This is a genomic window from Streptomyces sp. NBC_00096 (genome assembly GCF_045041305.1).
GTDB lineage: Bacteria > Actinomycetota > Actinomycetes > Streptomycetales > Streptomycetaceae > Streptomyces.
On the sequence record NZ_CP108221.1, the window covers coordinates 1,878,280 to 1,903,365 of the forward strand.

21 protein-coding genes are annotated in these 25,086 nt (G+C 72.2%); 9 read left to right on the plus strand and 12 right to left on the minus strand.

The genetic code is table 11. The features are described 5' to 3' along the window. The first annotated feature begins 123 nt into the window (after window positions 1-123). Both OG904_RS07790 and glgB read left to right on the plus strand, forming a co-directional pair. Window positions 124-1,593 (plus strand): maltokinase N-terminal cap-like domain-containing protein, encoded by a 1,470-nt coding sequence (locus OG904_RS07790; RefSeq protein WP_405488712.1) that lies wholly within the window; start codon window positions 124-126, stop codon window positions 1,591-1,593. Further along, complete coding sequence (glgB, locus tag OG904_RS07795) at window positions 1,590-3,923, plus strand: 1,4-alpha-glucan branching enzyme (RefSeq protein WP_405488714.1); 2,334 nt, start codon at window positions 1,590-1,592, stop codon at window positions 3,921-3,923. The genes OG904_RS07790 and glgB overlap by 4 nt, the downstream gene beginning before the upstream one ends. Here glgB and OG904_RS07800 read toward each other — a convergent pair. Both OG904_RS07800 and OG904_RS07805 read right to left on the minus strand, forming a co-directional pair. Beyond that, window positions 3,901-4,305 carry a thioredoxin family protein gene (locus OG904_RS07800; protein ID WP_405488716.1) on the minus strand — a complete coding sequence of 135 codons (405 nt, stop codon included), beginning with the start codon at window positions 4,303-4,305 and terminating at the stop codon, window positions 3,901-3,903. The genes glgB and OG904_RS07800 overlap by 23 nt on opposite strands. Window positions 4,306-4,345: 40 nt before the next feature. Continuing rightward, window positions 4,346-4,723 (minus strand): MerR family transcriptional regulator, encoded by a 378-nt coding sequence (locus OG904_RS07805; RefSeq protein WP_405488718.1) that lies wholly within the window; start codon window positions 4,721-4,723, stop codon window positions 4,346-4,348. A 339-nt stretch (window positions 4,724-5,062) separates the two neighbouring features. On the opposite strand from OG904_RS07805, the gene OG904_RS07810 reads away from it, so the two are divergent. Continuing rightward, complete coding sequence (locus tag OG904_RS07810) at window positions 5,063-5,746, plus strand: helix-turn-helix domain-containing protein (protein WP_405488720.1); 684 nt, start codon at window positions 5,063-5,065, stop codon at window positions 5,744-5,746. A 117-nt stretch (window positions 5,747-5,863) separates the two neighbouring features. On the opposite strand, the gene OG904_RS07815 is transcribed toward OG904_RS07810, so the two are convergent. Continuing rightward, complete coding sequence (locus OG904_RS07815; protein WP_405488722.1) at window positions 5,864-6,889, minus strand: ATP-dependent 6-phosphofructokinase; 1,026 nt, start codon at window positions 6,887-6,889, stop codon at window positions 5,864-5,866. Window positions 6,890-7,254: 365 nt separating this feature from the next. Between OG904_RS07815 and pta the strand changes: the two genes are divergently transcribed. The 3 genes from pta to pyk all read left to right on the plus strand — a co-directional run bounded on the left by pta (window position 7,255) and on the right by pyk (window position 12,093). Continuing rightward, on the plus strand, window positions 7,255-9,336 hold the full coding sequence (gene pta / locus OG904_RS07820; RefSeq protein ID WP_405488724.1) for a phosphate acetyltransferase: 2,082 nt from the start codon (window positions 7,255-7,257) through the stop codon (window positions 9,334-9,336). 48 nt (window positions 9,337-9,384) lie between these two features. Continuing rightward, window positions 9,385-10,599 carry an acetate kinase gene (locus OG904_RS07825; RefSeq protein WP_405488726.1) on the plus strand — a complete coding sequence of 405 codons (1,215 nt, stop codon included), beginning with the start codon at window positions 9,385-9,387 and terminating at the stop codon, window positions 10,597-10,599. A gap of 63 nt (window positions 10,600-10,662) precedes the next feature. Continuing rightward, window positions 10,663-12,093 carry a pyruvate kinase gene (pyk, locus tag OG904_RS07830; protein WP_405488728.1) on the plus strand — a complete coding sequence of 477 codons (1,431 nt, stop codon included), beginning with the start codon at window positions 10,663-10,665 and terminating at the stop codon, window positions 12,091-12,093. 114 nt (window positions 12,094-12,207) lie between these two features. Here pyk and OG904_RS07835 read toward each other — a convergent pair whose 3' ends face one another. The 4 genes from OG904_RS07835 to OG904_RS07850 form a co-directional block, all read right to left on the minus strand. Further along, on the minus strand, window positions 12,208-13,515 hold the full coding sequence (locus tag OG904_RS07835; protein ID WP_405488730.1) for a hypothetical protein: 1,308 nt from the start codon (window positions 13,513-13,515) through the stop codon (window positions 12,208-12,210). Then, window positions 13,505-14,086, minus strand: a complete 582-nt coding sequence (locus OG904_RS07840; RefSeq protein ID WP_405488732.1) for a DUF6114 domain-containing protein — start codon at window positions 14,084-14,086, stop codon at window positions 13,505-13,507. The genes OG904_RS07835 and OG904_RS07840 overlap by 11 nt, the downstream gene beginning before the upstream one ends. A gap of 115 nt (window positions 14,087-14,201) precedes the next feature. Next, window positions 14,202-14,843, minus strand: coding sequence for a DUF6230 family protein (locus OG904_RS07845; protein ID WP_405488734.1), 642 nt, complete (start codon window positions 14,841-14,843; stop codon window positions 14,202-14,204). A gap of 603 nt (window positions 14,844-15,446) precedes the next feature. After that, window positions 15,447-16,451: a tetratricopeptide repeat protein gene (locus OG904_RS07850; protein ID WP_405488736.1), complete on the minus strand. Its 1,005-nt coding sequence runs from the start codon at window positions 16,449-16,451 to the stop codon at window positions 15,447-15,449. A 283-nt stretch (window positions 16,452-16,734) separates the two neighbouring features. Between OG904_RS07850 and OG904_RS07855 the strand changes: the two genes are divergently transcribed. Next, the gene (locus OG904_RS07855; protein WP_405488738.1) at window positions 16,735-17,397 is read left to right on the plus strand and encodes a TetR/AcrR family transcriptional regulator; all 663 of its coding nucleotides are present in this window, start codon (window positions 16,735-16,737) and stop codon (window positions 17,395-17,397) included. Here OG904_RS07855 and OG904_RS07860 read toward each other — a convergent pair. From OG904_RS07860 to OG904_RS07880, 5 genes are all read right to left on the minus strand, one after another. Continuing rightward, window positions 17,339-17,887, minus strand: coding sequence for a hypothetical protein (locus tag OG904_RS07860; RefSeq protein WP_405488740.1), 549 nt, complete (start codon window positions 17,885-17,887; stop codon window positions 17,339-17,341). The genes OG904_RS07855 and OG904_RS07860 overlap by 59 nt on opposite strands. 47 nt (window positions 17,888-17,934) lie before the next feature. Continuing rightward, a complete protein-coding gene (locus OG904_RS07865) occupies window positions 17,935-19,635 on the minus strand; it encodes a methylmalonyl-CoA mutase (protein ID WP_405488741.1) in 1,701 nt (566 codons plus the stop codon). 88 nt (window positions 19,636-19,723) lie between these two features. Continuing rightward, window positions 19,724-20,053, minus strand: coding sequence for a DUF3817 domain-containing protein (locus tag OG904_RS07870; RefSeq protein ID WP_328300859.1), 330 nt, complete (start codon window positions 20,051-20,053; stop codon window positions 19,724-19,726). A gap of 131 nt (window positions 20,054-20,184) precedes the next feature. After that, window positions 20,185-20,694 carry a MarR family winged helix-turn-helix transcriptional regulator gene (locus tag OG904_RS07875; protein ID WP_405488743.1) on the minus strand — a complete coding sequence of 170 codons (510 nt, stop codon included), beginning with the start codon at window positions 20,692-20,694 and terminating at the stop codon, window positions 20,185-20,187. Between the two features lie 21 nt (window positions 20,695-20,715). Next, window positions 20,716-22,044 carry an MFS transporter gene (locus OG904_RS07880; RefSeq protein WP_405488745.1) on the minus strand — a complete coding sequence of 443 codons (1,329 nt, stop codon included), beginning with the start codon at window positions 22,042-22,044 and terminating at the stop codon, window positions 20,716-20,718. 345 nt (window positions 22,045-22,389) lie between these two features. Here OG904_RS07880 and OG904_RS07885 point away from each other — a divergent pair, with 345 nt between their 5' ends. Together OG904_RS07885 and OG904_RS07890 are read left to right on the plus strand one after the other, a co-directional pair. Then, a complete protein-coding gene (locus OG904_RS07885; RefSeq protein WP_405488747.1) occupies window positions 22,390-23,379 on the plus strand; it encodes a DUF5937 family protein in 990 nt (329 codons plus the stop codon). Window positions 23,380-23,867: 488 nt separating this feature from the next. Continuing rightward, window positions 23,868-24,905: a glycoside hydrolase family 6 protein gene (locus OG904_RS07890; protein WP_405488749.1), complete on the plus strand. Its 1,038-nt coding sequence runs from the start codon at window positions 23,868-23,870 to the stop codon at window positions 24,903-24,905. Window positions 24,906-25,086 lie beyond the last annotated feature (181 nt).

Consider the following 25,086-nt stretch of genomic DNA (forward strand, 5'->3'; position numbering starts at 1 on the left):
GGTCAATCGCCCGCCCCTGTACGGATCATCCTGACCCGACACTCGCTCACACCGGAGAAGCAACCAGCGCGATCCGGGACACTCTGCGCATTCTTTGACGGCCCGGGGAAAGGACGCGACGCCATGTCGGAGGCTGCATCCGCCCGGGACCGGCTCACCGCCGACCGGCTCACCGCCGACCGGGCCACCGGGCTCGGTCCACTGGAGCCGATGCTGCGGGCCTGGCTGCCCGCGCAGCGCTGGTTCGCGGGCAAGGGCCGTGCCATCGGGCGGCTCAGAGCGGTCTCGGCGGCCGAGCTGCTGCCGCCCGGAGCCACCCCCGGGCTGCTGCACCTGCTGCTCGACGTGGACGGGGACTGCTACCAGCTGCTGCTCGGCATCCGCCCGAGCCCGCTGCCGCCGGCCCTCGCGCCCGCGCTGATCGGCCGGGCCGAGCAGGGCCCGTACGCCGGCCAGTCGGTCTACGAGGGCCTGGGCGATCCGCGGCTCGCCGCCCTGCTGCTGGAGCGGCTGCGCTCCCCCGGCACGCTCGGCCCGCTCCGCTTCGACCGGGATCCGGGAGCCGTGATCCCCGAAGCCCCCACCCCCCGGCCGCTGTCCGGGGAGCAGACCAACTCCTCGCTGATCTACGGGGATTCGTACATCCTGAAGATCTTCAGGCGGGTCGGCCCCGGGGTCAATCCGGACCTGGAACTGCCCCGGGCCCTGGCCGCCGCCGGCTGCTCCCGGGTACCCGCGCCGGTCGCCTGGTACGAGGCCGAGCTGCCCGGATCCGAACCGCTGACCCTGGGCGTGCTCCAGCCGTACCTGCGCGGCTCCGACGACGGCTGGCAGCTCGCGCTCGGCCGGCTGCGGGCCGGGGCCGACTTCACCGCCGAGGCGCACGCCCTGGGCCGGGCCACCGCCGAGGTGCACAGCGCGCTGGCCGCGGCGCTGCCGACCATCGCGCTGGGTCCCGAGCAGACGGCCCGGCTGGCCGCCGGGATGACCGCGCGACTGGCCGCCACCGCCCGCGAGGTGCCCGCCCTGCGCCCCTACGAGGCGGGGCTGCGCGGCGCCTTCGACGCACTGGCCGCCTCCCGCGGGGCCGGTGTGCCCGCCCAGCGGATCCACGGGGACCTGCACCTGGGCCAGACCCTGCGCACCGCCGACGGCAGCTGGGCGCTGATCGACTTCGAGGGGGAGCCGGCCCGGCCGCTGGCCGACCGGCGCCGCCCCGAGCCGGCGGTGCGGGACATCGCCGGGATACTGCGCTCCTTCGACTACGCCGCCCGCTCGCACCGGCCGTTCGCCCCCGCCTGGGCGGACGCCTGCCGGGCCGCCTTCTGCGAGGGCTACGCCCGCACCACCGGGCGGGACCCGCGCGAGGATCCCGTACTCCTGCGCGCCTACGAGACCGACAAGGCCGTGTACGAGGCCCGCTACGAGTCCCGGCACCGCCCCGACTGGCTGCACGTGCCGATGGCGGCGATCCGGCGGCTGTCCGAGCCGCAGCGTCCCCCCGCTCACCGCACCCATCCCCCCACCCCCGGATCCACCACCCCCCGATCCACCACTCCCCACCCGAAGCCCCCGAGGAGGCCGCTCGCGTGAGCGCCGCACGACAGCCGTCACCGACCGTCCGCGACGAAGCCAAGCCCGTTGCCGGCCCCGTCACGGGCCCCGCCACCGCCGCCTCCGATCCGGGTGCGAAGAAGGCCAGGGCACCGCGGGCCCGGCGGGCCGCCCCGCCGCACGGGGTCCGGCCGGCACCGGCGCTCGGCGCGGAGGAACGGGCCCGGCTGCTGGAGGGCCGCCACCACGATCCGCACGGGGTGCTCGGCACCCGCACCCAGCGGGGCGGGGTGTCCTTCCGGGTGCTGCGCCCGTACGCGAAGGCGGTCACCATCGTCGCCAAGGGGCTGCGGGCCGAGCTCTTCGACGACGGGGACGGGCTGTTCTCGGGGCTGATGCCGCTGACCGGGGTGCCGGACTACCGGCTGCTGGTGACGTACGACAGCGACGAGGTGGAGGTCCACGACCCCTACCGGTTCCTGCCCGCGCTCGGCGAGCTCGACCTGCACCTGATCGGTGAGGGCCGCCACGAGGAGTTGTGGACGGCGCTCGGCGCGGAGCCGATGGAGCACCAGGGCGTGGCCGGCACCCGGTTCACCGTATGGGCTCCGAACGCGCTGGGGGTGCGGGTCACCGGGGACTTCTCGCACTGGGACTCGGTCGCCTACCCGATGCGCTCGCTCGGTTCGACCGGCGTGTGGGAGCTGTTCCTGCCGGGGGTCGGCGAGGGCGCCCTGTACAAGTACGACATCACGCGCCCGGACGGCTCGCACACCCTGCGCGCCGACCCGATGGCCCGGCACGCCGAGGTCCCGCCGGCCAACGCCTCCGTGGTGACGGCCTCCTCCTACGTCTGGCAGGACGCGGAGTGGATGGCCTCGCGCGGGGCCCGCCCGCCGCACCAGGCCCCCTTCTCGGTGTACGAGCTGCACCTGGCGTCCTGGCGGCCGGGGCTCTCCTACCGGCAGCTGGCCGAGCAGCTGCCCGCGTACGTGACGGAGCTGGGCTTCACCCACGTGGAGCTGATGCCGGTCGCCGAGCACCCCTTCGGCGGCTCCTGGGGCTACCAGGTCACCGGCTTCTACGCGCCGACCTCCCGGATGGGCACCCCGGACGACTTCCGCTTCCTGGTGGACTCGCTGCACCGGGCCGGGATCGGGGTGATCGTCGACTGGGTGCCGGCGCACTTCCCGCGCGACGACTGGGCGCTCGCCGAGTTCGACGGGCGGCCGCTGTACGAGCACCACGACCCGCAGCGGGCCGCGCACCCGGACTGGGGGACGCTGGAGTTCGACTACGGGCGCCGGGAGGTCCGCAACTTCCTCGTCGCCAATGCCGTGTACTGGTGCCAGGAGTTCCACGTGGACGGGCTGCGCGTGGACGCGGTGGCCTCGATGCTGTACCTCGACTACTCGCGCGGCGAGGGCGAGTGGACGCCGAACGAGCACGGCGGCCGGGAGAACATGGACGCGGTGGCGCTGCTCCAGGAGATGAACGCGACCGTCTACCGGCGCTGCCCGGGCGTGGTGACCATCGCGGAGGAGTCCACGGCGTGGCCGGGCGTGACGCGGCCCACCGACGGGGGCGGGCTCGGCTTCGGCCTGAAGTGGAACATGGGCTGGATGCACGACACCCTGCGCTACGCGTCGAAGGAGTCGGTGCACCGCAAGTACCACCACCACGACATGACCTTCGGGATGGTCTACGCGTTCAGCGAGAACTACGTGCTGCCGATCTCGCACGACGAGGTGGTGCACGGCAAGGGTTCGCTGGTGTCGAAGATGCCCGGGGACTGGTGGCAGCAGCGGGCCGCGCACCGGGCGTACCTGGGCTTCATGTGGGCCCACCCCGGCAAGCAACTGCTCTTCATGGGGCAGGAGTTCGCCCAGGGTTCGGAGTGGTCCGAGACGTACGGACCGGACTGGTGGCTGCTGGACTCCTCCTACGCGGCGGCCGGTGACCACCGGGGCGTACGCAGCCTCGTGGGCGACCTGAACCGCACCTACCGGGCGGCGCCCGCCCTGTGGGAGCGGGACACCGTACCGGAGGGCTTCGCGTGGGTGGAGGCGGACGCGGCGGAGGACAACGTCTTCGCGTTCCTGCGGTTCGCGCAGGACGGCTCGCAGCTGCTGTGCGTCTCGAACTTCTCCCCGGTGGTCCGGCACGGGTACCGGATCGGGGTCCCGGAGGAGGTGCCGCAGTGGCGGGAGGTGCTCAACACCGACCTGGAGCCCTACGGCGGCAGCGGTGTGCACCACGCGCGGCCGCTGCGGCCCGAGCCGGTGCCCGCGCAGGGGCGGGCGACGAGCCTGCGGCTGACCCTCCCGCCGCTGGCGACGCTCTGGCTCAGGCCGGCGCCGGTGCGGTAGGTGCGGCCGGGGCGGTGGGCGCGGCCGGGGCGGTGGGCGCGGCCGGGGCCATCACCTCTTCCAGTTCCTGCAGGAGCCTGCGCTTGGCGCGGGCCCCGACCAGCTGCCGGACGGGCTCGCCGTCGCGGAAGACGAGCAGGGTGGGCATGGACAGCACCCCGTAGCGGGCGAGGGTCTCGGGGTTGCTGTCCGCGTCGATCTGGACGACCTTGAGCCGGTCGGCCTCCTCGGCGGCGACGGCGGACAGGACGGGTGCGAGCTGGCGGCACGGGCCGCACCAGTCGGCGGTGAACTCCACCAGGACGGGCCGGCCGCGCTCGGCGAGCACCTGCGTCCCGAAGTCGGCGTCGGTCACTTCGGCCACGCCATGGGCCTTGATCATGTCGTTCCCCTCTCGTGCCGGCCGGCGGACCGCCGGCCGGTCATCCGGTCATCTCGCATCTGGGCCGTGCCGCTTCGGCTTCGGCGAGCTGGCCCGCGACCTGTTCGCGCACGTCGGTGAGGCGGCCGATCAGGCCGTCCAGTTCGGTGAGCTTGCGCCGGTAGACCGCCAGTGAGGCCGGGCAGGAGTCGCCGGCCGGGTGCCCGGCGCGCAGGCATTCCACGAACGGACGGGTCTCCTCCAGGTCGAAGCCGAAGTCCTGGAGCGTGCGGATCTGGCGGAGCAGCCGCAGGTCGTCCTCGTCGTAGGCGCGGTAGCCGTTGGCATCGCGCCGCGCGGGGAGCAGTCCCCGCGATTCGTAGTACCGGAGCGTCCGCGTGCTGGTGCCGGCCCGCTCGGCCAGTTCGCCGATTCGCATGGCCCCGACGCTAATCCCTGACGTCGGCGTCAAGGCAAGGAGGGGAACCGCGGAGGCCCTCGCCACCCCCGTTCGCGAGGGCCTCCGCCCTGGAGTACGGACCGGACGAGTGGCTGGTTCGAGCCGGTCCGGATCCTGTGAGGCGGATCACGCGCAGGGGTATCGCGGGGGACGGCCGGAAACGTACGCTAGGAAGTGGATCACGGCTCAATCCGATTACCGGACAGTCGCAGAGGAAACGGACCAAAGCCCTTTACTTCATAGGACGTTCCTACGAGTTATGGGCTTGTTTGATTGGTCTGTAGTCGCCACCCCTCGGCCACTCCTACGGTGTGCCGTGTGCACTCCAGCCCCCCTTTCAATGCCCCCGCCGCGCGTCGTCTCCGCGCGGCCCTGGGCATGGCTCCCGGTCATGTCGCCTATGGCCTGCGCGCCCAGTACGGAATGCTCGTCACGCCCGAGACCGTGATGGCGTGGGAGCGTGGCGAGATCTCACCCACCGCCGCGGAACTCACGGCCCTCGCCGGCGTGCTCTGGTGCTCCCCCGCCGAGCTGCTCGCCGAGCCCGTCACCTTGCGGGAGCACCGGATCGCCAGGGGGCTGGCCGCCGACGAGCTGGCCCGGCGGCTCGGTGTGGACGCGGGCGCCTACCAGAAGATGGAGGACACCGGCCGCTGGAAGGGCAACGAACGGCAGTCCGCCGCGCTGGCCACCGCGCTGGGACTGACCCTGGCCCAGTTCGTGACGGCGACCGGCAAGCACGAGGAGCTGGCCGAGATGCTGCGCAGCGCGGTGACCACGCGCTGGCAGGCCTACGTGAAGCCGCTGACCAAGCTGCTGCCCGTGCCCAAGGCGCACCTGGAGCGGGTGCTGGAGCAGCTGCACGGCGAGTACCAGTCGCGGATGGTGGCGACCCTGGGCTGGGGAGGCGCGCAGGGCGAGGCAGGCAGCGGGGACTCGGGACGGGAGTTCCTCGCGGACATCGTGGACCGCTTCTGGTCGGTCGCGGGCGGTGCGGCGTAGGACACATTTCCCCGGCGGATCCCCTACGGGAAAGGCCCCGATCGCGTCCACGGGCGGACGGGACCGGGGCCTTTCGGCGCCGGAAGTCAGGACGGAGGTCCCGGCCGGCCGGGACGGTCAGAAGACCGACTCGGCCTCGTACATGCGGTCCTCGGGGACGGTCTTCAGCTCGGTGACGGCGTGGGCCAGCGGGGCCATGACGATCTCGGTGCCGCGCAGGGCCGTCATGTTGCCGAAGTCGCCGCGGTGGACGCCCTCGACCGCGTGCCAGCCGAAGCGGGTCGCGAGGACGCGGTCGTAGGCGGTGGGGGTGCCGCCGCGCTGGACGTGGCCGAGGATGACGGGGCGGGCTTCCTTGCCCAGGCGCCGCTCCAGCTCCACGGCGAGGCGGTTTCCGATGCCGGCGAAGCGCTCGTGACCGTACTGGTCGATCGCACCCTTCTCGTACGGCATGGAGCCCTCGCCCGGGTGCGCGCCTTCGGCCACGCAGATGACGGCGAACTTCTTACCGCGGGCGAATCGTTCCTCCACCATCTTGACCAGGGCGTCCACCTCGAAGGGGCGCTCCGGCAGGCAGATGCCGTGGGCGCCGCCGGCCATGCCGGACTCCAGGGCGATCCAGCCCGCGTGACGGCCCATGACCTCGACGACCATGACGCGCTGGTGCGATTCGGCGGTGGTCTTGAGGCGGTCGATGGCCTCGGTGGCGACCATGACGGCCGTGTCGAAGCCGAAGGTGCGGTCGGTGGAGGAGATGTCGTTGTCGATGGTCTTCGGCACGCCGACCACGGGCATTCCGGCGTCCGACAGCATCCGGGCGGCGGTCAGGGTGCCCTCGCCGCCGATCGGGATCAGGGCGTCGATGCCGTAGCGCCTGGCCAGTTCTGCGGCATTCTCGGCCGCTTCGTGGAGGCGGGCTCGCTCCATGCGCGCCGACCCGAGAATCGTTCCGCCGCGGGCGAGAATGCCGCTGACGGCGTTGATGTCGAGGGGGCGGAAGTTGCCGTCGAGGAGGCCCTTGAAGCCGTCCTCGAAACCGATGACCTCGTCCCCGTGCCCGACCACGGCACGGTGTACGACCGACCGGATGACAGCGTTCAGGCCCGGACAGTCGCCGCCTGCGGTGAGAACTCCGATACGCATCGTGCTGTGTCTCCTGCTCCTGGTCGTACCTGGCCGTTCGCGTGCGGGCGGACAGCCGGCCGGTTGCTCATGTGAAGAGCCGTATGAAGGACTGTATGAGGGGCGTAATGGTGAAGCCTGTCCGATTGTTCCATGGTCAGGGGCGGGGGCGCGCTCCGTGACGCTCCGCCGCCGGGCGCCCGGGAGGCCTTTGGACCCGCCCGGACAGGCCCTTTTTCCGGCGGGCGTCCTATCGACCCGCAGAGGTATTGTCAAGAGGTCAAGCCCATATTTACTGGGACAACCGACTCGTACATCCGCCCCGCCGCAGCCAGAATCGTGGTGGGGCGATCCCGAGATTTCACACGATGGGACGGAGAGCACGCGTGACGCGCAGCGTGTACGTGACCGGTATCGAGCGGGGGGACGGCCGCCAGGTCGTCGAGCTGGGGATCATGGAGCTCCTGACTCGCCAGACGGGCCGGGTGGGCGTCTACCGCCCCCTGCTGCACGACGGGCCCGACCGGCTCTTCGATCTGCTCAAGGGCCGCTACCGGATCGACCAGGACGCCTCCACCGCCTACGGCATGGAGTACCACGAGGCCTCCGCCATCCTGGCCGAGAAGGGCACCGACGAACTGGTCTCCCAGCTCGTCGGCCGCTACCACGAGGTGGCGCGGGACTACGAGGTGATGCTGGTCCTCGGCACCGACTACGCCGACACCAACCTCCCGGACGAACTGGCGCTCAACGCCCGCCTCGCCAACGAGCTGGGCGCGCTGGTCATCCCCGTCGTGGGCGGCACCAAGCACCCCGCCGAGGCCGTGCGCGCCGAGGCCCGCAACGCCTACCGCGCGTACGAGGCCCTGGGCTGCCACGTGGGCGCGATGGTCGTCAACCGGGTGGCCGCCGAGGACCGCGAGGTGATAGCCGAGCGGCTGGCCGCCCGGCTCCCCGTCCCCTGCTACGTCCTGCCGGACGACAAGCACCTGTCGGCCCCGACGGTCGCGCAGATCACCCAGGCGCTCGGCGGCGAGGTGCTCCTCGGCGACGAGGCCGGGCTGGCCCGCGACGCCGTGGACTTCGTCTTCGGCGGAGCCATGCTGCCGAACTTCCTGAACGCCCTGACCCCCGGCTGCCTGGTCGTCACCCCCGGGGACCGCTCCGACCTGGTCATCGGCGCGCTCGCCGCGCACACCTCCGGCACCCCGCCGATCGCCGGTGTGCTGCTGACCCTCAACGAGCGCCCGACCAAGGACATCCTGACGCTGGCCTCGAAGCTCGCGCCGGGCACCCCGGTGGTCTCGGTGGCCGGCAACAGCTTCCCGACGGCCGCCGAACTCTTCTCCCTGCAGAGCCGGCTCAACTCCGCGACCCCGCGCAAGCTGGAGACCGCGCTCGGCCTGTTCGAGCGGCACGTGGACACCGCCGAACTGCGCGAGGTGCTCTCGGTGGCCCGCTCCGAGCGCGTCACCCCGATGATGTTCGAGAACGAGCTGCTGGAGCGGGCCCGCTCCGAGCGCCGCCGCGTGGTGCTCCCCGAGGGCACCGAGGAGCGCGTGCTGCGCGCCGCGGACGTGGTGCTGCGCCGCGGGGTCTGCGACCTCACCCTGCTGGGCGAGGAGCCGGCGATCCTGAAGAAGGCCGCCGATCTCGGCATCGACATCTCGGCCGCCCAGCTCATCGACCCGTCGACCTCCCCGCTGCGGGAACGGTTCGCCGAGTACTACGCCAAGGCCCGCGCCCACAAGGGCATGACGGTCGAGCTGGCCAACGACGTGGTCACCGACGTCAACTACTTCGGCACCCTGATGGTCCAGGAGGGCCTGGCCGACGGCATGGTCTCCGGCGCGGTGCACTCCACCGCCGCCACCATCCGCCCGGCCTTCGAGATCATCAAGACCAAGCCCGACGCCTCCATCGTCTCCTCGGTCTTCTTCATGTGCCTGGCCGACAAGGTCCTCGCGTACGGCGACTGCGCCGTCAACCCGGACCCCAACGCCGAGCAGCTCGCCGACATCGCCGTCCAGTCGGCCACCACCGCGGCCGCGTTCGGCCTGGAGCCGCGGATCGCGATGCTCTCGTACTCGACCGGCACCTCCGGCTCCGGCGCCGACGTGGACAAGGTCCGCAAGGCCACCGAGATCGTCCGCGAGCTGCGCCCCGACCTGCTGATCGAGGGACCGATCCAGTACGACGCCGCCGTGGAGCCCTCGGTCGCCGCCACCAAGCTGCCGGAGTCCGACGTGGCCGGCCGCGCGACGGTGCTGATCTTCCCGGACCTCAACACCGGCAACAACACGTACAAGGCCGTGCAGCGCTCGGCCGGCGCCGTGGCGGTCGGCCCGGTGCTGCAGGGTCTGCGCAAGCCGGTCAACGACCTCTCGCGCGGCGCCCTGGTCCAGGACATCGTCACCACGGTGGCCATCACCGCGATCCAGGCGCAGTCCCAGCCCGTGGCCGGCTGACCGCCGCCCCTCCCGCCCGAGCCCCCACCAGAAGGAAAGACCCCCATCGTGACCGCATCGCGCGTACTCGTCCTCAACTCCGGCTCCTCGTCGGTGAAGTACCAGCTGCTCGACATGGCGGACTCCTCCCGCCTGGCGGTCGGTCTGGTGGAGCGCATCGGCGAGGAGACCTCCCGGCTCGTGCACGAGCCGCTGACCGGACCGGGCGCCGAGGGCGGCAAGCGCGAGCGGACCGGCCCGATCGCGGACCACGAGGCCGCGCTGAAGGCCGTCGCGGCGGAGCTCGCCGCCGACGGGCTGGGCCTGGACTCGCCCGAACTGGCCGCCGTGGGCCACCGGGTGGTGCACGGCGGGACCAAGTTCACCCACCCCACCCTGATCGACGACGCGGTCCTGGCCGAGATCCGCGCCCTGATCCCGCTCGCCCCGCTGCACAACCCGGCGAACGTGACCGGCATCGAGGTGGCGCGCACCCTGCGCCCGGACCTGCCGCAGGTCGCCGTCTTCGACACGGCCTTCCACTCGACGATGCCGGAGCACGTGGCCCGGTACGCGATCGACACCGCGACGGCCGACAAGTACTCCATCCGGCGGTACGGGTTCCACGGCACCTCCCACGCCTACGTCGCCCGGGCGACGGCCGCGCTGCTCGGCAAGGCCGAGGAGGACGTGAACGTGATCGTGCTGCACCTGGGCAACGGCGCCTCCGCCTCGGCCGTCCACGGCGGGGTCTGCGTGGAGACCTCGATGGGCCTGACCCCGCTGGAGGGGCTGGTCATGGGCACCCGTTCGGGCGATCTGGACCCGGCGGTCGTCTTCCACCTGGCCCGGGTCGGCGGCATGTCCGTGGACGAGATCGACTCGCTGCTCAACAAGAAGAGCGGTCTGCTGGGTCTGTGCGGCGACAACGACATGCGCGAGGTGCAGCGGCGGGCACAGGAGGGCGACGCCTCGGCGCGACTGGCCCTGGCCTCGTACATCCACCGCCTGAAGAAGTACATCGGCGCCTACTCGGCGGTCCTCGGCCGGGTCGACGCGGTCGCCTTCACGGCGGGCGTCGGCGAGAACTCCTCCTCCATCCGGGAAATGGCCCTGGCCGGACTGGAGGAGCTGGGCCTCGCGCTCGACCTGGAAGCCAACGCGGTGCGGTCCCCCGAGCCGCGCCTGGTCTCCGCGGAGTACGCGCGGGTGGCCGTGGCCGTGGTCCCCACGGACGAGGAACTGGAGATCGCCAGCCAGACGTACGCGCTGGTTACCGGCTAGTCACTTTGGACTTTCCACCAGACGGAATATTCCGCTACGAAACAAACCGATAGGATCGCCTTCATGCGCCGTTCCAAAATCGTCTGCACGCTGGGCCCCGCCGTCGACTCGTATGAGCAGCTGAAAGCGCTCGTCGAGGCCGGTATGAACGTGGCCCGATTCAACTTCAGCCACGGATCCCAGGCAGAGCACCAGGAGCGGTACGACCGCGTCCGCAAGGTCTCCGAGGACACCGGGCGTGCCGTCGGCGTCCTCGCCGACCTCCAGGGTCCGAAGATCCGTCTGGAAACCTTCGCCGAGGGTCCCGTCGAGCTCGTCCGCGGTGACGAGTTCACCATCACCACCGAGGACGTCCCGGGCGACAAGTCCATCTGCGGCACGACCTACAAAGGTCTGCCGGGCGACGTCTCCAAGGGCGACCAGGTCCTGATCAACGACGGCAACGTCGAGCTCCGCGTGACCGAGGTCGAGGGCCCCCGGGTCCGGACCATCGTCATCGAGGGCGGTGTCATCTCGGACCACAAGGGCATCAACCTGCCGGGTGCCGCCGTCAACGTCCCCGCCCTGTCGGAGAAGGACGTCGACGACCTCCGCTTCGCCCTGCGGATGGGCTGCGACATGGTCGCCCTCTCCTTCGTGCGTGACGCCAACGACGTCAAGGACGTCCACAAGGTCATGGACGAGGAGGGCCGCCGGGTCCCCGTCATCGCCAAGGTCGAGAAGCCCCAGGCCGTCGCCAACATGGAGGGCGTCGTCGCGGCCTTCGACGCGGTCATGGTCGCCCGTGGCGACCTCGCCGTCGAGTACCCGCTCGAAAAGGTCCCGATGGTGCAGAAGCGCCTCGTGGAGATGTGCCGCCGCAACGCCAAGCCGGTGATCGTCGCGACCCAGATGATGGAGTCGATGATCACCAACTCGCGCCCGACGCGCGCGGAGGCCTCCGACGTCGCCAATGCGATCCTCGACGGCGCGGACGCGGTCATGCTGTCCGCCGAGTCCTCGGTCGGCGCCTACCCGATCGAGACCGTCAAGACGATGTCGAAGATCGTCGAGGCGGCCGAGGAGGAGCTCCTGTCCAAGGGCCTCCAGCCGCTGGTCCCGGGCAAGAAGCCCCGTACCCAGGGCGGCTCCGTCGCCCGCGCGGCCTGCGAGATCGCGGACTTCCTGGACGGCAAGGCCCTGGTCGCCTTCACCCACTCCGGTGACACCGCCCGCCGCCTGTCGCGCTACCGCGCGATCCAGCCGATCCTGGCCTTCACCACCGACGCCGGCACCCGCAACCAGCTCACGCTGAGCTGGGGCGTCGAGTCCTACGTCGTCCCGCACGTGGACAACACCGACTCCATGGTCGACCTCGTGGACGCGGAACTGCTCAAACTGGGCCGCTACAACAACGGCGACACCATGATCGTCACCGCGGGCTCGCCCCCCGGCGTCCCGGGCACGACCAACATGGTCCGCGTCCACCACCTGGGCGGCGGCGCCCGCGACTGACCTCGCACCCGCCGGCCCGACCCTGCCGCACAGAGACCGAGGGCGGCACCCCGATCCCAAGGAGGATCCGGGGTGCCGCCCTCAGTGCGTGCGGCCGCGCGAGACCGTACGCGTCTACTCCGCCGGGCCGATGTAGTTCTTGAGGCCCGGCACGGTCAGGTTGCCGCCGAACTGGCCGGCCTGGACGACCTTGGCGTTCGTGAAGAACGCGAACGGGACGTTCAGGGGCGGCGGGCTCTGCGGGCTGAACTCGATCGGGATCAGGCCGAAGAGGTTGCCCTTGAGGCTCTCGGTGTACATCGTCACCTTGGCCCCGCGGATCTTCGACGTGGAACCCGGACGGGACTTCAGGTGGGCGACCTGCCCGCCCTTGCCGACCGTCTGGTAGAGGTCCTTGATGTCCAGCGAGTCCGCCGTGAACTTCAGGACCGTCTTGGTCTTGCCGCTCGCCGTCTTCACCTCGACGATGCCCTCGTAGTCGAGGCCGTAGAGGGTCAGCAGCGAGCTGTCGAGGTACCAGGGCTCGTCCGGGAGCAGCGGGATGCCCTGCTCCACTTCGGCGTCGGCCAGGGCCTTGGCGTCGTAGGTCGGGCAGGGGAAGGGCTTCTTCCCGTCCTCGGCCTTGTCCCCGGCCTTGTCCCCGGCCCTGTCTTCAGCCTTGTCCCCGGGCTTCTCGGTCTCCTTCTTGCCCTGGCCCTTGCCCGCCGCGGCGCCCGTCTCGTCCTTCGGGGTGGCCGTGGTGCCCTTGACCTCCTCGGAGAGCTCCGAGACCTGGGCGCCGGCCGTCTTGGCGGCGTCGCGGATCGCGGCCGCCGCCGGGTCGGGAGCGGGCGTGGTGGTCGCGGGCTTCGGCGCCTGCGGGGCGGTGGTGGCCGGCGGGTTCGCCAGCGGCCGGCCCAGCTCGTCGAGGAGGCCCTTGATCGCGTCGCCGACACCCAGCGGGTCCAGCGGGTTCGAGACCTTGGCCCCCGCGGCGGGAACCGCCGCCGGCTTGACCGCGGGCTTCTCGGCCGGCTTGGCGGCGGGCTTCTGCACCGGCTTGGACGCCGACGGGCTCGTGCTCGGCGAAGGCACCGCGGTGGGCGACTTGCCCGCCGAGGGCGTCGTCTGCGGAGACTTCGAAGGGGTCTTGGAAGGCGTCTTCGACGGCGACGGGGAGGCGGACTCCGCGGGCTCGTCGGACCGCGTCACGCACGGTCCGGGCGCGAAGGGGATCTCCTTGTCGTCGGCCACGGCCAACTTCGGCGCCATGCTCATGCCGACGAAGACCGCGGTCGGCATGGCGGCCAGCGCCATCGTCTTGCCGACGGGTATCTGGATCTTGGTCAGGAGCGACTTCCTGGGCGCCGCGTGGCGCGGGCCCTTCCTCTCACGGGACTCCGCACCCGGAGCCTCGCTCCGTTGCGTTTCGTCACCCCGCACTGTTCCTCCCGCCATCGGCGTGGGCAGTCGTCTCGGTCGCGTATGCCGTTTCCGTCGCGCGGGGACCCGGGACGTTCGGGGGGCCCGCCATCGCCTGCGCCTTGCCCAGGTCCACGGCCTGCGCCGGGTTCCTGGTGTCCGCCGCGTCCTCCGGGTCCGCCGGCTTGCCCGGCGCCCAGGCCAGCGCCATGCCGCCGCCGACCATGGAGAGGATGAGCCCGATGCCGAAGCCGCCGAGGTTCGACACCGGCAGGGACACCAGCCCCAGCAGCATCGCCGCGACCCCCGCGAAGATCCGTACGCCCTGCTGGAGCCAGAGCGTCAGCCCCAGCGTCACCAGGAGGAGGCCGATGATCAGCGAACCGGCACCGGCCGTCGTGGCCATCGCGATGGTGATGTTGCCGAGCCGGACGTCCGCGTAGGGGAAGTACGCGATCGGAACACCGCTGAGGATGATGATCAGACCCGCCCAGAAGGGGCGGCGCCCACTCCACGCGTGGACGTGGTAGTACACCGCGGTGAGCCAGGCGTCGTCTTCGGCGCGCACGTAAACCGGGGCCTGGGGGTTCATGGACAACAGCTCCCTGGAAACGGGTGGTACTGAGAACTATGTGGAGCCCGGACGGGCGGGCGACGGCGACGACTGCCGGCATCGCCCGCCCGTCCGGTTAACGCACCGGGAGCGGTTACTGCCCGTCCGCGTAGCAGGGCTGGTCGCCACCGAGGAGGCGCAGCTTGAGGTCAGGCAGCTTGAAGGTGCCCGCCGTCGTCGCCCACGCCTTCTGGCGCACGTTCGACAGCACCGCCTTGTCCGCGCGCTGCGAGAACAGGTACGGGCTGGCGACCGTGCCGGCCTGCGGCTTGGTCTTGTGGCCCGCGTCGCCCACGGCGACACCGATGTCCAGGTTGGTGAACTCGGCGTCCGTGTCGAGCTCGGCAACATCGAGGTAGATGTTGTCGGCCACGGCCGGCTTGCCCGGCTTGGTGCCCGTCTGCAGCTTCATCGTGATGTTGCCGAGCGGCGTCGGCGTCACCAGCGACTGGCACATGTTGTAGATCTCGGCGTGGCTGAACCCGGAGATGGTGACCGGGTGGTGCGCCGCGTTGCCCTTGAGGTCGTGACCCTCGGCGACGCTGCCGTACTGGATCAGGTTCGTGCCTTCGAGCTTGTCGGCCGAAACCTTGAAGTCCTGGCCCGAGACGGCGAAGGAAGCCGCGAGGGCACCCTGCGCCAGACCCACACCGACCACGGCCGTGGCCGCGATGCTCGGCACCATGACGAGCGCGAAGCGCTTCCATCTGGTCCCGCCACGAATCTGAGAACTCATTTTGTTCCTCCTTCTCGGACGTACATCTCCGGTCCGGGCCGTACCCGTCCTGGGATGGGAGAAGTGCTACGTCCTCGGGAAGGAGCGCAAGCGGCCGGGCGCGGCACAACCGCGTTCCGGTACACCGGCGTTCACCCCCGAGCGACAACCACTTGGCCACGCGTTCGCGCAACCTGGAGGACAGGCTCCGCCGTACGGCGGAGACCCCCCTGTCCCGCGGCCGGTGCCACTGCCACCGGCCGGCCCGGTGGGGACCCTTCACCGCGGCTCCGGATGAGCGGCTCTGCGGGAAGGACCGAGCGTCGCCGATCGTGGTCCATTCGCGGCCGGGGCACAAGGGGGTTCGTTACTGGCGGGTAACGGCCAGATAACCGGAGGAAGACCTGGGACTGTCGGGCGGCAACACAGGGTGTTACCCAGGGCCACGACAGATCGGAGGAAGAGTGAACACACCGGACAGTTCACGGGGTTCGATTTACTGCGAGTAACAGCGGCCGCAATTGCCAAGTTTTGGCAAAGTGCGGCCGCTGTTTATCTCTGTGTCAACAAATCGTCGGTGCCGGACCGATGTCGAACCGGCGCCGGACCGGCGCCGGACCGCTGCTAGAACAGCACCCGGGCGAGCGCCGTACGGGCGGACGTGACGAGCGGGTTGTCGGGACCGACGACTTCGAACATCTCCAGCAGTCGCACGCGCACCGCGTCCCGGTCGTCACCGAACGTCACCTTGACGGTGTCCACCAGACGCCCGAAGGCGTCGGCCACGTGACCGCCGGCCAGATCCAGGTCGGCCGCCGCGATCTGCGCCGCGGGATCGCGCGGGTCGTCGGCCGCGGCGGCGCGCACCGCCTGCGGGTTCATGTCCTTGACCCGGACGAAGAGCTCGGTCTGCGCGAGACCCAGCTTGGCGTCGGTGTTGGCCGGATCGGCCGCCAGGACGTTCTTGTACGCGCGCACCGCCCCGTCCAGGTCGTCGGCGTCCAGCGCCGCGATCGCCTCGTCCAGCAGCGCGTCGTACGGGCCGGCCGGCTCCTCGGCGGGCACCGCGCCCGGACCCGGGGCGGCGCCCCCGGCCGCGGGATCCACCGGGAGGCCGATGATCCCGAAGCGCTCCTCGGCGATCTGGACCAGCTGGGCCAGGACCGCGCGGACCTCGGCCTCGGGCGCGAAGTCCTGGAACAGCGGCATCGCCTGGCCCGCGACCACCGCGAAGACGGCAGGAAGGGCCTGGACGCGGAACTCGCGGATCAGGTTCTGGCTGGCCGCCACGTCGAGCGCGGCCAGCGCCAGGCGGCCGTTCGCCTCGACCGTGAGCCGCTCCAGCAGCAGGCTCAGCTCGCGGCCCTGCTCGAAGCCGTCGGCGCGGAAGTCGAGGATGACCGGAACCTCGGCCGAGAGCGGGACGACATGGCTCTCGAAGCGGGTCTCGTCGGTGTCGAAGACGAGCGCGGACGGCGCAACGGCCCCGGCGGAGGAGGGCGCACCGCCCTGAGCGGCCTTACGGGCCGCCTCGGCGCGAGCCTGCTCGGCCTTCGCCTTGGCCTCGCCGGCCGCCTTCACCGCGGCGAGGTCGACGACGCCGCTCATGGACATGTTTCTGGGCTGCATGCGTACATCCTCCCCCGTGTGCGCGCGCCGACGAAAAAGATCGGCCGAAACGAACCGATCGCGGTACCCGCCGTGCGGTACCGCCCTGCTCACCGTGCTTGCCGTGCTGTGCTTGCCGTGTTGTGGCGCCGGGTCCCCACCTGGCGCCGGTAGCTCTTCGCGTGGTTGTCGCTCTTACGCTACGAGTCGTAGCGTAACTCGCCGCGCCCGTCCGCGGGCCGTGATCTGAACCACACGTACGGGGGGCCGAGCGGCTCCCCTACCGGCGGGTATGGTCTCGGCCATGCGCAACCCCAGCTCAGAGCCCTCCTCCCCGCCCGGCCGCACCGGCCGCCCGCGCAGCGCCGCGGCGGATGCCGCGATCCTCGCCGCGACACGGGACGCGCTGGTGGAGCTGGGCTGGTCGAAGCTGACGATGGGGGACGTCTCGGCGCGGGCCGGGGTCGCCAAGACCACCCTCTACCGGCGCTGGGCGGGCAAGAGCGAACTGGTCGTGGACGCCGTTGCGGAGCTCTTCGACTCCCTCGAACTCCCCGACCGCGGCTCGCTCGAAGCCGACATCGAGTACGTGGTACTCCAGTTCGCCGCGCTGCTGCGGCGCCCGGAGGCCCGTACCGCCCTGATGGCGGTCGTCGCCGAGTCCACCCGGGACGAGGCCCTGCGGGACCGGATCCGGTCGGCGATCGTGGACCGGCAGAAACGTCTCGTCGTACTGGGCCGCGAACGGGCCCAGGCCCGGGGCGAACTCCCCTACGAGGAGGACCAGTCCCTCGCCGGCCACACCACGGACCTGATCTTCGACGTGATCGCGGGCACGGTCGTGCACCGTGCGCTGGTCAGCTCCGAGCCGGTGGACGAGCTGTGGGTGACCACCTTCACCGCCCTGCTCATGCACGGCCTCCGGGGCCCCGGCGCCGGCCCTTCCGGCGCCGCTCCGGCGGTGTGACCACCGCGGGCCGGCCGCCGTCCGACAGGGGCAGGAAGTCCGCGCACCAGGCCGGGGCCGAAGCCACCAGCGCGTCCGAGCGCGGGTTGTGGCCCGGCCAGGGCCTCGGGCGGCCGGGCCAGTCGGCCCAGCGCAGGCTGTCCGCCTCCTCCGGCGGGAGCAGCCCGCAGGCCACGAGCGCCGCCCGGCCCGCATCCAGCCCGGCGAGCCGGTAGCCGTACTCCGAGGAGTCCGTCTCGTGGAACCCGGCGTCGGTGAGCAGCACCGAGGCCGCCACACCGTCCAGTCCGCGCACGATGCCCGCCCGCACGCAGGACACGTACCGCGCGGGCAGCCGGGCGTCCGGCACGGCGTTCAGGACCTCCGTCTGCCCGCCCCGGCCGGGCGGCTCGAAGTCGGCGGCGACGTACGCGTACGGCCCGCGGCCGGTCTGCATGACCACGCGGGCGCTCACCCCGTACACGGGAACGGGAAGGTGGCGGCCGGTCATGGCCGCCACCTTAGGGGCTCCGGGGGGTCGTTGGGTCCGGGCGGGCGTCAGAAGCCCGGCGGCTCCGTGTAGGTGCCCCACTCGTCGCGCAGCAGGTTGCAGATCTCGCCCATCGTGGCCTCGGCGCGCGCCGCGTCCAGCATGGCCGGGATCATGTTCGACCCGTCCCGGGCGGCGGCCAGCATGGCGTCCAGCGCCGCCGTCACCCTGGCCTCGTCCCGGCCTGCCTTGCGCTCCGCGAGTTCCCGTACCTGTACGCGCTCCACCTCGTGGCTGACCCGCAGGATCTCCAGGTCCCCGGTGACCGAGCCGTGGTGGACGTTGACTCCGACGACCCGCTTGTCGCCCTTCTCCACCGAGCGCTGGTACTGGAACGCCGACTCGGCGATCTCCCCGGTGAACCAGCCGTCCTCGATGCCGCGCAGGATGCCCGAGGTGATCGGGCCGATCGGGTGCTGCCCGTTCGGGTGGGCGCGCAGCCCGCGCTCCTTGATCTGCTCGAAGATCTTCTCGGCTTCGGCCTCGATGCGGTCGGTGAGCTGCTCGACGAACCAGGAACCGCCCAGCGGGTCGGCCACGTTGGCCACGCCCGTCTCCTCCATCAGCACCTGCTGCGTGCGCAGAGCGATCTCGGCGGCCTGCTCGCTCGGCAGCGCGAGGGTTTCGTCGAGGGCGTTGGTGTGGAGCGAGTTGGTGCCGCCGAGGACGGCCGCGAGGGCTTCCACGGCGGTGCGCACGACGTTGTTGTACGGCTGCTGGGCGGTGAGGGAGACCCCGGCCGTCTGGGTGTGGAAGCGCAGCCACATCGCCTTGTCGGACTTCGCCCCGTACACCTCCTTCATCCAGCGGGCCCAGATCCGGCGGGCGGCGCGGAACTTGGCGATCTCCTCGAAGAAGTCGAGGTGCGCGTCGAAGAAGAAGGAGAGCCCGGACGCGAAGTGGTCCACGTCCAGCCCGCGCGAGAGGCCGAGCTCCACGTACCCGAAACCGTCGGCGAGGGTGTACGCGAGCTCCTGCGCGGCCGTGGCCCCGGCCTCGCGGATGTGGTAGCCGGAGACGGAGAGCGGCTTGTAGGCGGGGATGCCGTCCGCGCAGTACTCCATGAGGTCGCCGATGAGGCGCAGGTGCGGCTCGGGCTCGAAGAGCCACTCCTTCTGGGCGATGTACTCCTTGAAGATGTCGGTCTGGAGCGTCCCGTTGAGGACGGCCGGGTCGACGCCCTGCCGCTCGGCGGCCACGAGGTACATGCAGAAGGCGGGGACGGCGGGCCCGCTGATGGTCATGGAGGTGGTCACGTCGCCGAGCGGGATGTCCTTGAAGAGGACCTCCATGTCGGCGGCGGAGTCGATGGCGACCCCGCAGTGGCCGACCTCGCCCAGCGCGCGCGGGTCGTCGGAGTCCCGCCCCATGAGGGTGGGCATGTCGAAGGCGACCGAGAGCCCGCCGCCGCCGGCGGCCAGGATCATCTTGTAGCGCTCGTTGGTCTGTTCGGCGTTCCCGAACCCGGCGAACTGCCGGATGGTCCAGGTCCGCCCCCGGTAGCCGGTGGCGTGCAGGCCCCGGGTGTACGGGTACTCCCCCGGCCAGCCGATGCGCTCGAAGCCCTCGTACGAGTCGCCGGGCCGGGGTCCGTAGACGGGATCGACGGCGTCGCCGGAGAGCGTGGTGAAATCGGCCTCGCGCTTGCGGGCCTTGTCGTACCGGGCCTGCCAGCGACGGCGGCCCTCCTCAATGGCGTCAGCGTCCATACCCATGAATTTACTAGGACGTCCTAGTAAATGTCGATGGCCGACCCCCGGGGAGTCGTCCCGGGGGTGGGGGGGTGATCGCTCGAGGTCAGGCGCGGGCGGTGGCCACGCCACCCTCGACCAGGGGCTCGACCTCGGCGCGGACCTTGCGCTCGACGAAGAACGCGGCGAGCGGGATGGTGCCGGAGACCAGGACCCACAGGAGCTTGCCGAAGGGCCACTTGGCCTTGGAGCCCAGGTCGAAGGCGAACACCAGGTAGATCATGAACAGCACACCGTGCGCCTGCGAGACCGCGAAGGTCAGGTCGGCACCGGTGTCGAAGCCGTACTTCGCCACCATGCAGGAGCAGAGGATCAGGAGCATGACCGCGGTCACGTAGGCCATGACGCGGTAGCGGGTCAGCACGCTTCGTTTCATGCCGTCGAGCCTAGCCGTCCGGTTTGCACGATCTTGACGGGGGCCGACGTGACGGCCGCTACGCCCCGACCGCGCCCGTCCGCTCCTCGTACTTCCCGGCTGCTCCCCGGCTGCTCCCGGGCTGCTTCCGACTACTTCTCGTCGAAGTCCGCCGCGGCCACCCGCAGCGGGCGCAGCAGCGCGAAGATCTCCTCGCACTCCTCCGCGTCGTACACGCCCAGCCCGAAGTCGATCTCCATCAGCGCCCTGGTCGCCGCCTCGACCACCTCGCGCCCCTTGTCCGTGATCGACGCGAGCGTGCCGCGCCCGTCGTTCGGGTTCGGGCGCCGGGCGACGAGGCCGGACTTCACCAGCCGGTCCACCGTGTTCGTCACCGAGGTCGGGTGGACCATCAGCCGCTCGCCGATCTTCGACATCGGCAGTTCCCCGGCCTTGGAGAAGGTCAGCAGCACCAGCGCCTCGTAGCGCGCGAAGGTCAGGCCGTACGGCTTGACGACCGCGTCGACCTCTCCGAGCAGGATCTGCTGCGCCCGCATGATCGAGGTGATCGCGGCCATCGAGGGCACCGGACCCCAGCGCCGCTGCCACAGTTCGTCGGCGCGGGCGATGGGGTCGAAGGGAAGGCTGAGCGGCTTGGGCACGCACCAGACCCTACCCGGCGGTCATTTGCGAGTGGCACCCGTCTCACTCCTCGGCCCGTCCGTCCGGCGCACCCCGGCGAGCAGCAGCAGGACGGCCCCGGTGCCGAGGACCGCGGCCCCAGTGACCACCGCGTGGACGGGCAGGAACTCCGCCGCGACCCCGGCGAGCGCCATCCCGACGCCCTGAAGGGTCATCAACCCGGTGCTCAGCAGGGTCATCGCACGGCCTCGCAGCTCCTCGGGCACGGCCTCGACGTACCACTGGTCGAGGCCGAGGGTGTACGCGTGGGCCAGCCCGGCCAGGACGAGCGTGCCCAGCAGGAGCGGCACGCCGGGCCGGCCGGCGTAGCCGAGCAGCGGGAGCAGCGAGACGGCCGCGAGCGGGGTCACGAGCCGCGAACGCGTTCGGGCGGTGAGCGCGGAGCCCGCCCACAGCTCCCCCGCGATGGCTCCGGCCGGCATCGCGCACATCAGCAGCCCGAGCGCGGCCGTGGAGGCTCCGAGGCCCGCGGCGTACGGGGTGAGCAGCGCCTCGGGCACCACCACGAAGAGCGGCGGCAGCCAGCACAGGAGGGTGAGCGCCCGCAGCCTGCGGTGCCCCAGGACGGCGCGCAGTCCGGCGAGCGGGGAGACCCGCGGGCCCTCGCCGCCCGGGCCCGCGCTCCGGGCGGGCCGGGCCCGGGTGCCCAGGCGCAGCAGGGTCGCGGAGCCGAGGAAGCCCGCGGCCGTGAGCAGGATGGCGCCGCGCGGGGCCAGGACCGTGAGCAGCAGTCCGCCGAGGCCGAAGCCGATGAGCTGCGCGCTCTGGGCGACCATGCGCAGCAGCGAGCGGCCCAGGACGTACGCGTCGCCGGTGCCGAGGACATCGGTGAGGGAGGCGCTGCGGGCGCCCTGGAACAGCGGCGCGACGAAGGCCATCGCGCAGCGCAGGACGAGGAGCAGCGCCACCGGGATGCCGGGCACGGCCATGGCCGCCGCGCAGGCCGCGCAGACGAGGTCGCAGCCGACGAGCACGCGGCGGGCGGGGAGCCGGTCGGCGAGCGGGGCGAGGAGGGTCCCGCCGAGGGCGTAGGGCAGGAATCCGAGGGCGAAGGTGAGGGCGCTCATCAGGGGGGAGCCGGTGGCCCGGTACACGAGCACGGTGAGGGAGATCTCGGCGACGACCACACCGAGCACGGACAGCAGGTGCGCGGCGAAGACGGGCCGGAACTCCCGGACGCGGAACACGGCGCGGTAGCCGCCGGATTCCTCGGCGGGGGCGGGGGCGGCGGGGCTCGGGCCCACGGCGGATTCCTCCGCAGGGGCGGTACGGGGTTCGGCGGCGGGCACGCCCGGATCGACGGTGGTCATGCGGACCACGCTGCGGGCGCCTAGGCTGCGGGGACAGAGATTCGCCCTGGCCCGAATCACTGGGCGGGGGCGGCCCCGGGGACCCGGGGCGGGCCCGGCGGGCCACCCGGCGGGCCTGGCGGGCCCGGCAGGCCCAGCAGGCCTGGGCGGGCCCAGCAGGCCTGGGCGGGCCCAGCAGGCCTGGGCGGGCCCGACAGGCCCGGCAGGCCCGGCGGGCCATCCGCACAGGCCCGGCAGGCTCGGCAGGCCCGGCGGGCCATCCGCACAGGCCCGGCGGGCCCGAGCAGGCCTGGGCAGGCTGGGGCAAGGCCCCGGCAGATCCTCACCGTCCACCCGGAGGGCAGCGTGCCGTTCCACTTTCGCTTCGGGCCCGCCGACCTGCTGCGGTGCCGGTTCTCGATCTCCCCGCGCTGGGAGACGCAGGAGGCGATCCGGGTCCTGCGCGAACCGCGGCGGCAGTCCTACCACCTGCCCTGGCTCCGCCAGATCCACGCGGCGGCGGCCGGGCTGGACCTGCGGACCCTGTGGCTGCTGATGCCGCTCGCCGGCGGGCACAACCCGGACTTCCTCAGCCCTCCCCCCACGGGCCCGTCGGTCACCTTCGAGGAGGAGCTGGCGCGGGTCCGGGCCGCCGATCCCGAAGCGGCGCGGGAGGACCTGCGGCGGAGCCTGGTGTGCACCCCGGGCGCGCTGGAGAGCGGGGCCGGGCAGCGGATGCTGGCGGATCCCGCGCGGGCGGTCCGGGAGCTGGCCGATCTCTACGAACAGGCCTGGCACGCGCTGGTGGCCCCGCACTGGCCCAGGCTGCGGGCCCTGCTGGAGGCGGACATCCTGTTCCACTCCCGGCGGCTGGCGGCGGGCGGACTGGAGGCGTTGTTCGACGGCCTCCACCCGGATCTGCGGTGGTCGGGCAACACCCTGACCATCGACCGCCGCAACCACCACGACCGCTCGCTGGACGGCCAGGGGCTCCTCCTCATGCCGAGCGCCTTCGTCTGGCCGGAGGTGGTCGGCGGCTACGACCCTCCGTGGCAGCCGACCCTGGTCTACCCGGCCCGGGGCATCGGCGCACTGTGGACCGCCCCGGCGGGCCCGGCCCCCCTGGCCCTGGCGCGCCTCCTGGGGCGGGCCCGCGCCGACGTCCTCTGTGCCCTGACCGAACCCGCCTCGACCACGACTCTGGCCCACCGCCTGTCCCTGGCCCCCTCCACGGTCTCCTCCCACCTGAAGACCCTCCAGGGCGCGGGCCTCCTCATCCCCTCCCGCCACGGCCACCAAATCCTCTACGAACGCACCCCCCTGGCCATCGCCCTCACCAGCCCGACCACCGCGTGAATCCCCCAAATAAATCCATCCCCACCGGCACCCATCCACCCCTCGGGCACGCATGTCCAACCCCACGGCACACGTCCAACCCCACCGGGCCACACATCCAGCCCCACCAACGCCCATACCCAGCCCCACCGGCGCGCCCAGCCCCACCGGCGCGCGCGCCCAGCCCCACCGACGCCCATATCCAGCCCCTCCGGCGTTTGAGGAGCAGGGTCCGGGGCCGAGCCCCAGGAGGTCCGGCCGCAGCCACACCAAGCCCCTCCGGCGTTTGAGGAGCGGGGTCTGGGGCGGAGCCCCAGGAGGGGTCCGGGCACGGCCCGGGGAACGGTGGAAGGGCGGGTAGGGGACTCCGCCCCGCGCAGCGGCACCCCCGCCCCCGGGGCCACACCGCCACCCGGCCGCACACGAAGGTGTCGCAGACCACCCCATCTGCCCCTTATGTCACGATGTCCCGGTCCACCGATCACCCCCCCTTCCCCCGAGGAACCCGGATGCCAGGCCGCCCCCGCAGACGCCCCGTCACCCTCCTCGCCCTAGCCCTGGCCCTGGCCGCCACCACCGCCGCCACCACCACCGCCTGCACCCCCACCCCCACCCCCCACCCGGAATCCGCACCCCCCCACCACCCGACGGGAGTCGGCCTCGTCGACAGCTCCCCCTTCTGGGTGGACCCGCAGAGCGCCGCCGCCCGCCAGGTCGCCACCTGGGAAGCACAGGGCCGCAACAGCGACGCCCAGGTGCTCCGGCGCATCGCCGACCGGCCAATGGCCCTGTGGGGTCCGGGCGACGACCCCGGCCCCGAGATCCGCCGGGCCGGGGCGAGCGCCCGCGCGGCCGGCCGCACCCTGGTCCTCGTCGCGTACAACATCCCGTACCGGGACTGCGGCCAGCACTCCGCCGGCGGCGCCCGCGACGCCGCCGCCTACCGCAGCTGGATCGGCGCCTTCGCCGACAACATCGCCGACACGAAGGCCCTGGTCGTCCTGGAGCCCGACGCGATCGCGCACCTCGTCGACGGGTGCACCCGGGCCGACCACCACGACGAACGCCTGCGGCTGCTCTCCGAGGCCGTCGACCGGCTCAAGCGCAACAAGAACACCCGGGTCTACCTGGACGCCGGCAACCCGGCCTGGATCCCGGACCCGGCGAAACTGGTCGGCCCCCTCCACGAGGCCGGGCTCGACCACGCCGACGGCTTCTCCCTCAACGTCTCGAACTTCCAGCCCAGCGCGGCCGGCCAGAAGTACGGCGCCACCCTCTCCAAGGCCACCAAGGGCAAGCACTTCGTCATCGACACCAGCCGCAACGGCGACGGCCCCCTCCGGGGCAACCGCGAGCAGGCCTGGTGCAACCCGCCGGGCCGCGCCCTCGGCACGCCGCCGACCGCCGGGACCGGCGACCCGCTCGTGGACGCGTACCTCTGGATCAAGCGGCCCGGCGAATCCGACGGCACCTGCCGCGGCGGCCCGCCGGCCGGCACCTGGTGGCCCGACTACGCACTGGGCCTGGCCCGCCGCTCCACGGACTAGGCCCGGTCCGCCGGCGGCTCGGTCCGCGAACTCCTGCGCCCGCTCCCGCGAACCCCACAGGGGGTGGGTGCGGGCGCGGGGCCCCGTGGTGCGGGTCCCCTCCAGGGCGGTGAGCAGGGCCGGGCTGTAGACGCCCTTCACCCGGAAGTTCTCCAGGTGGCGGGAGTGCACCACGACCGAG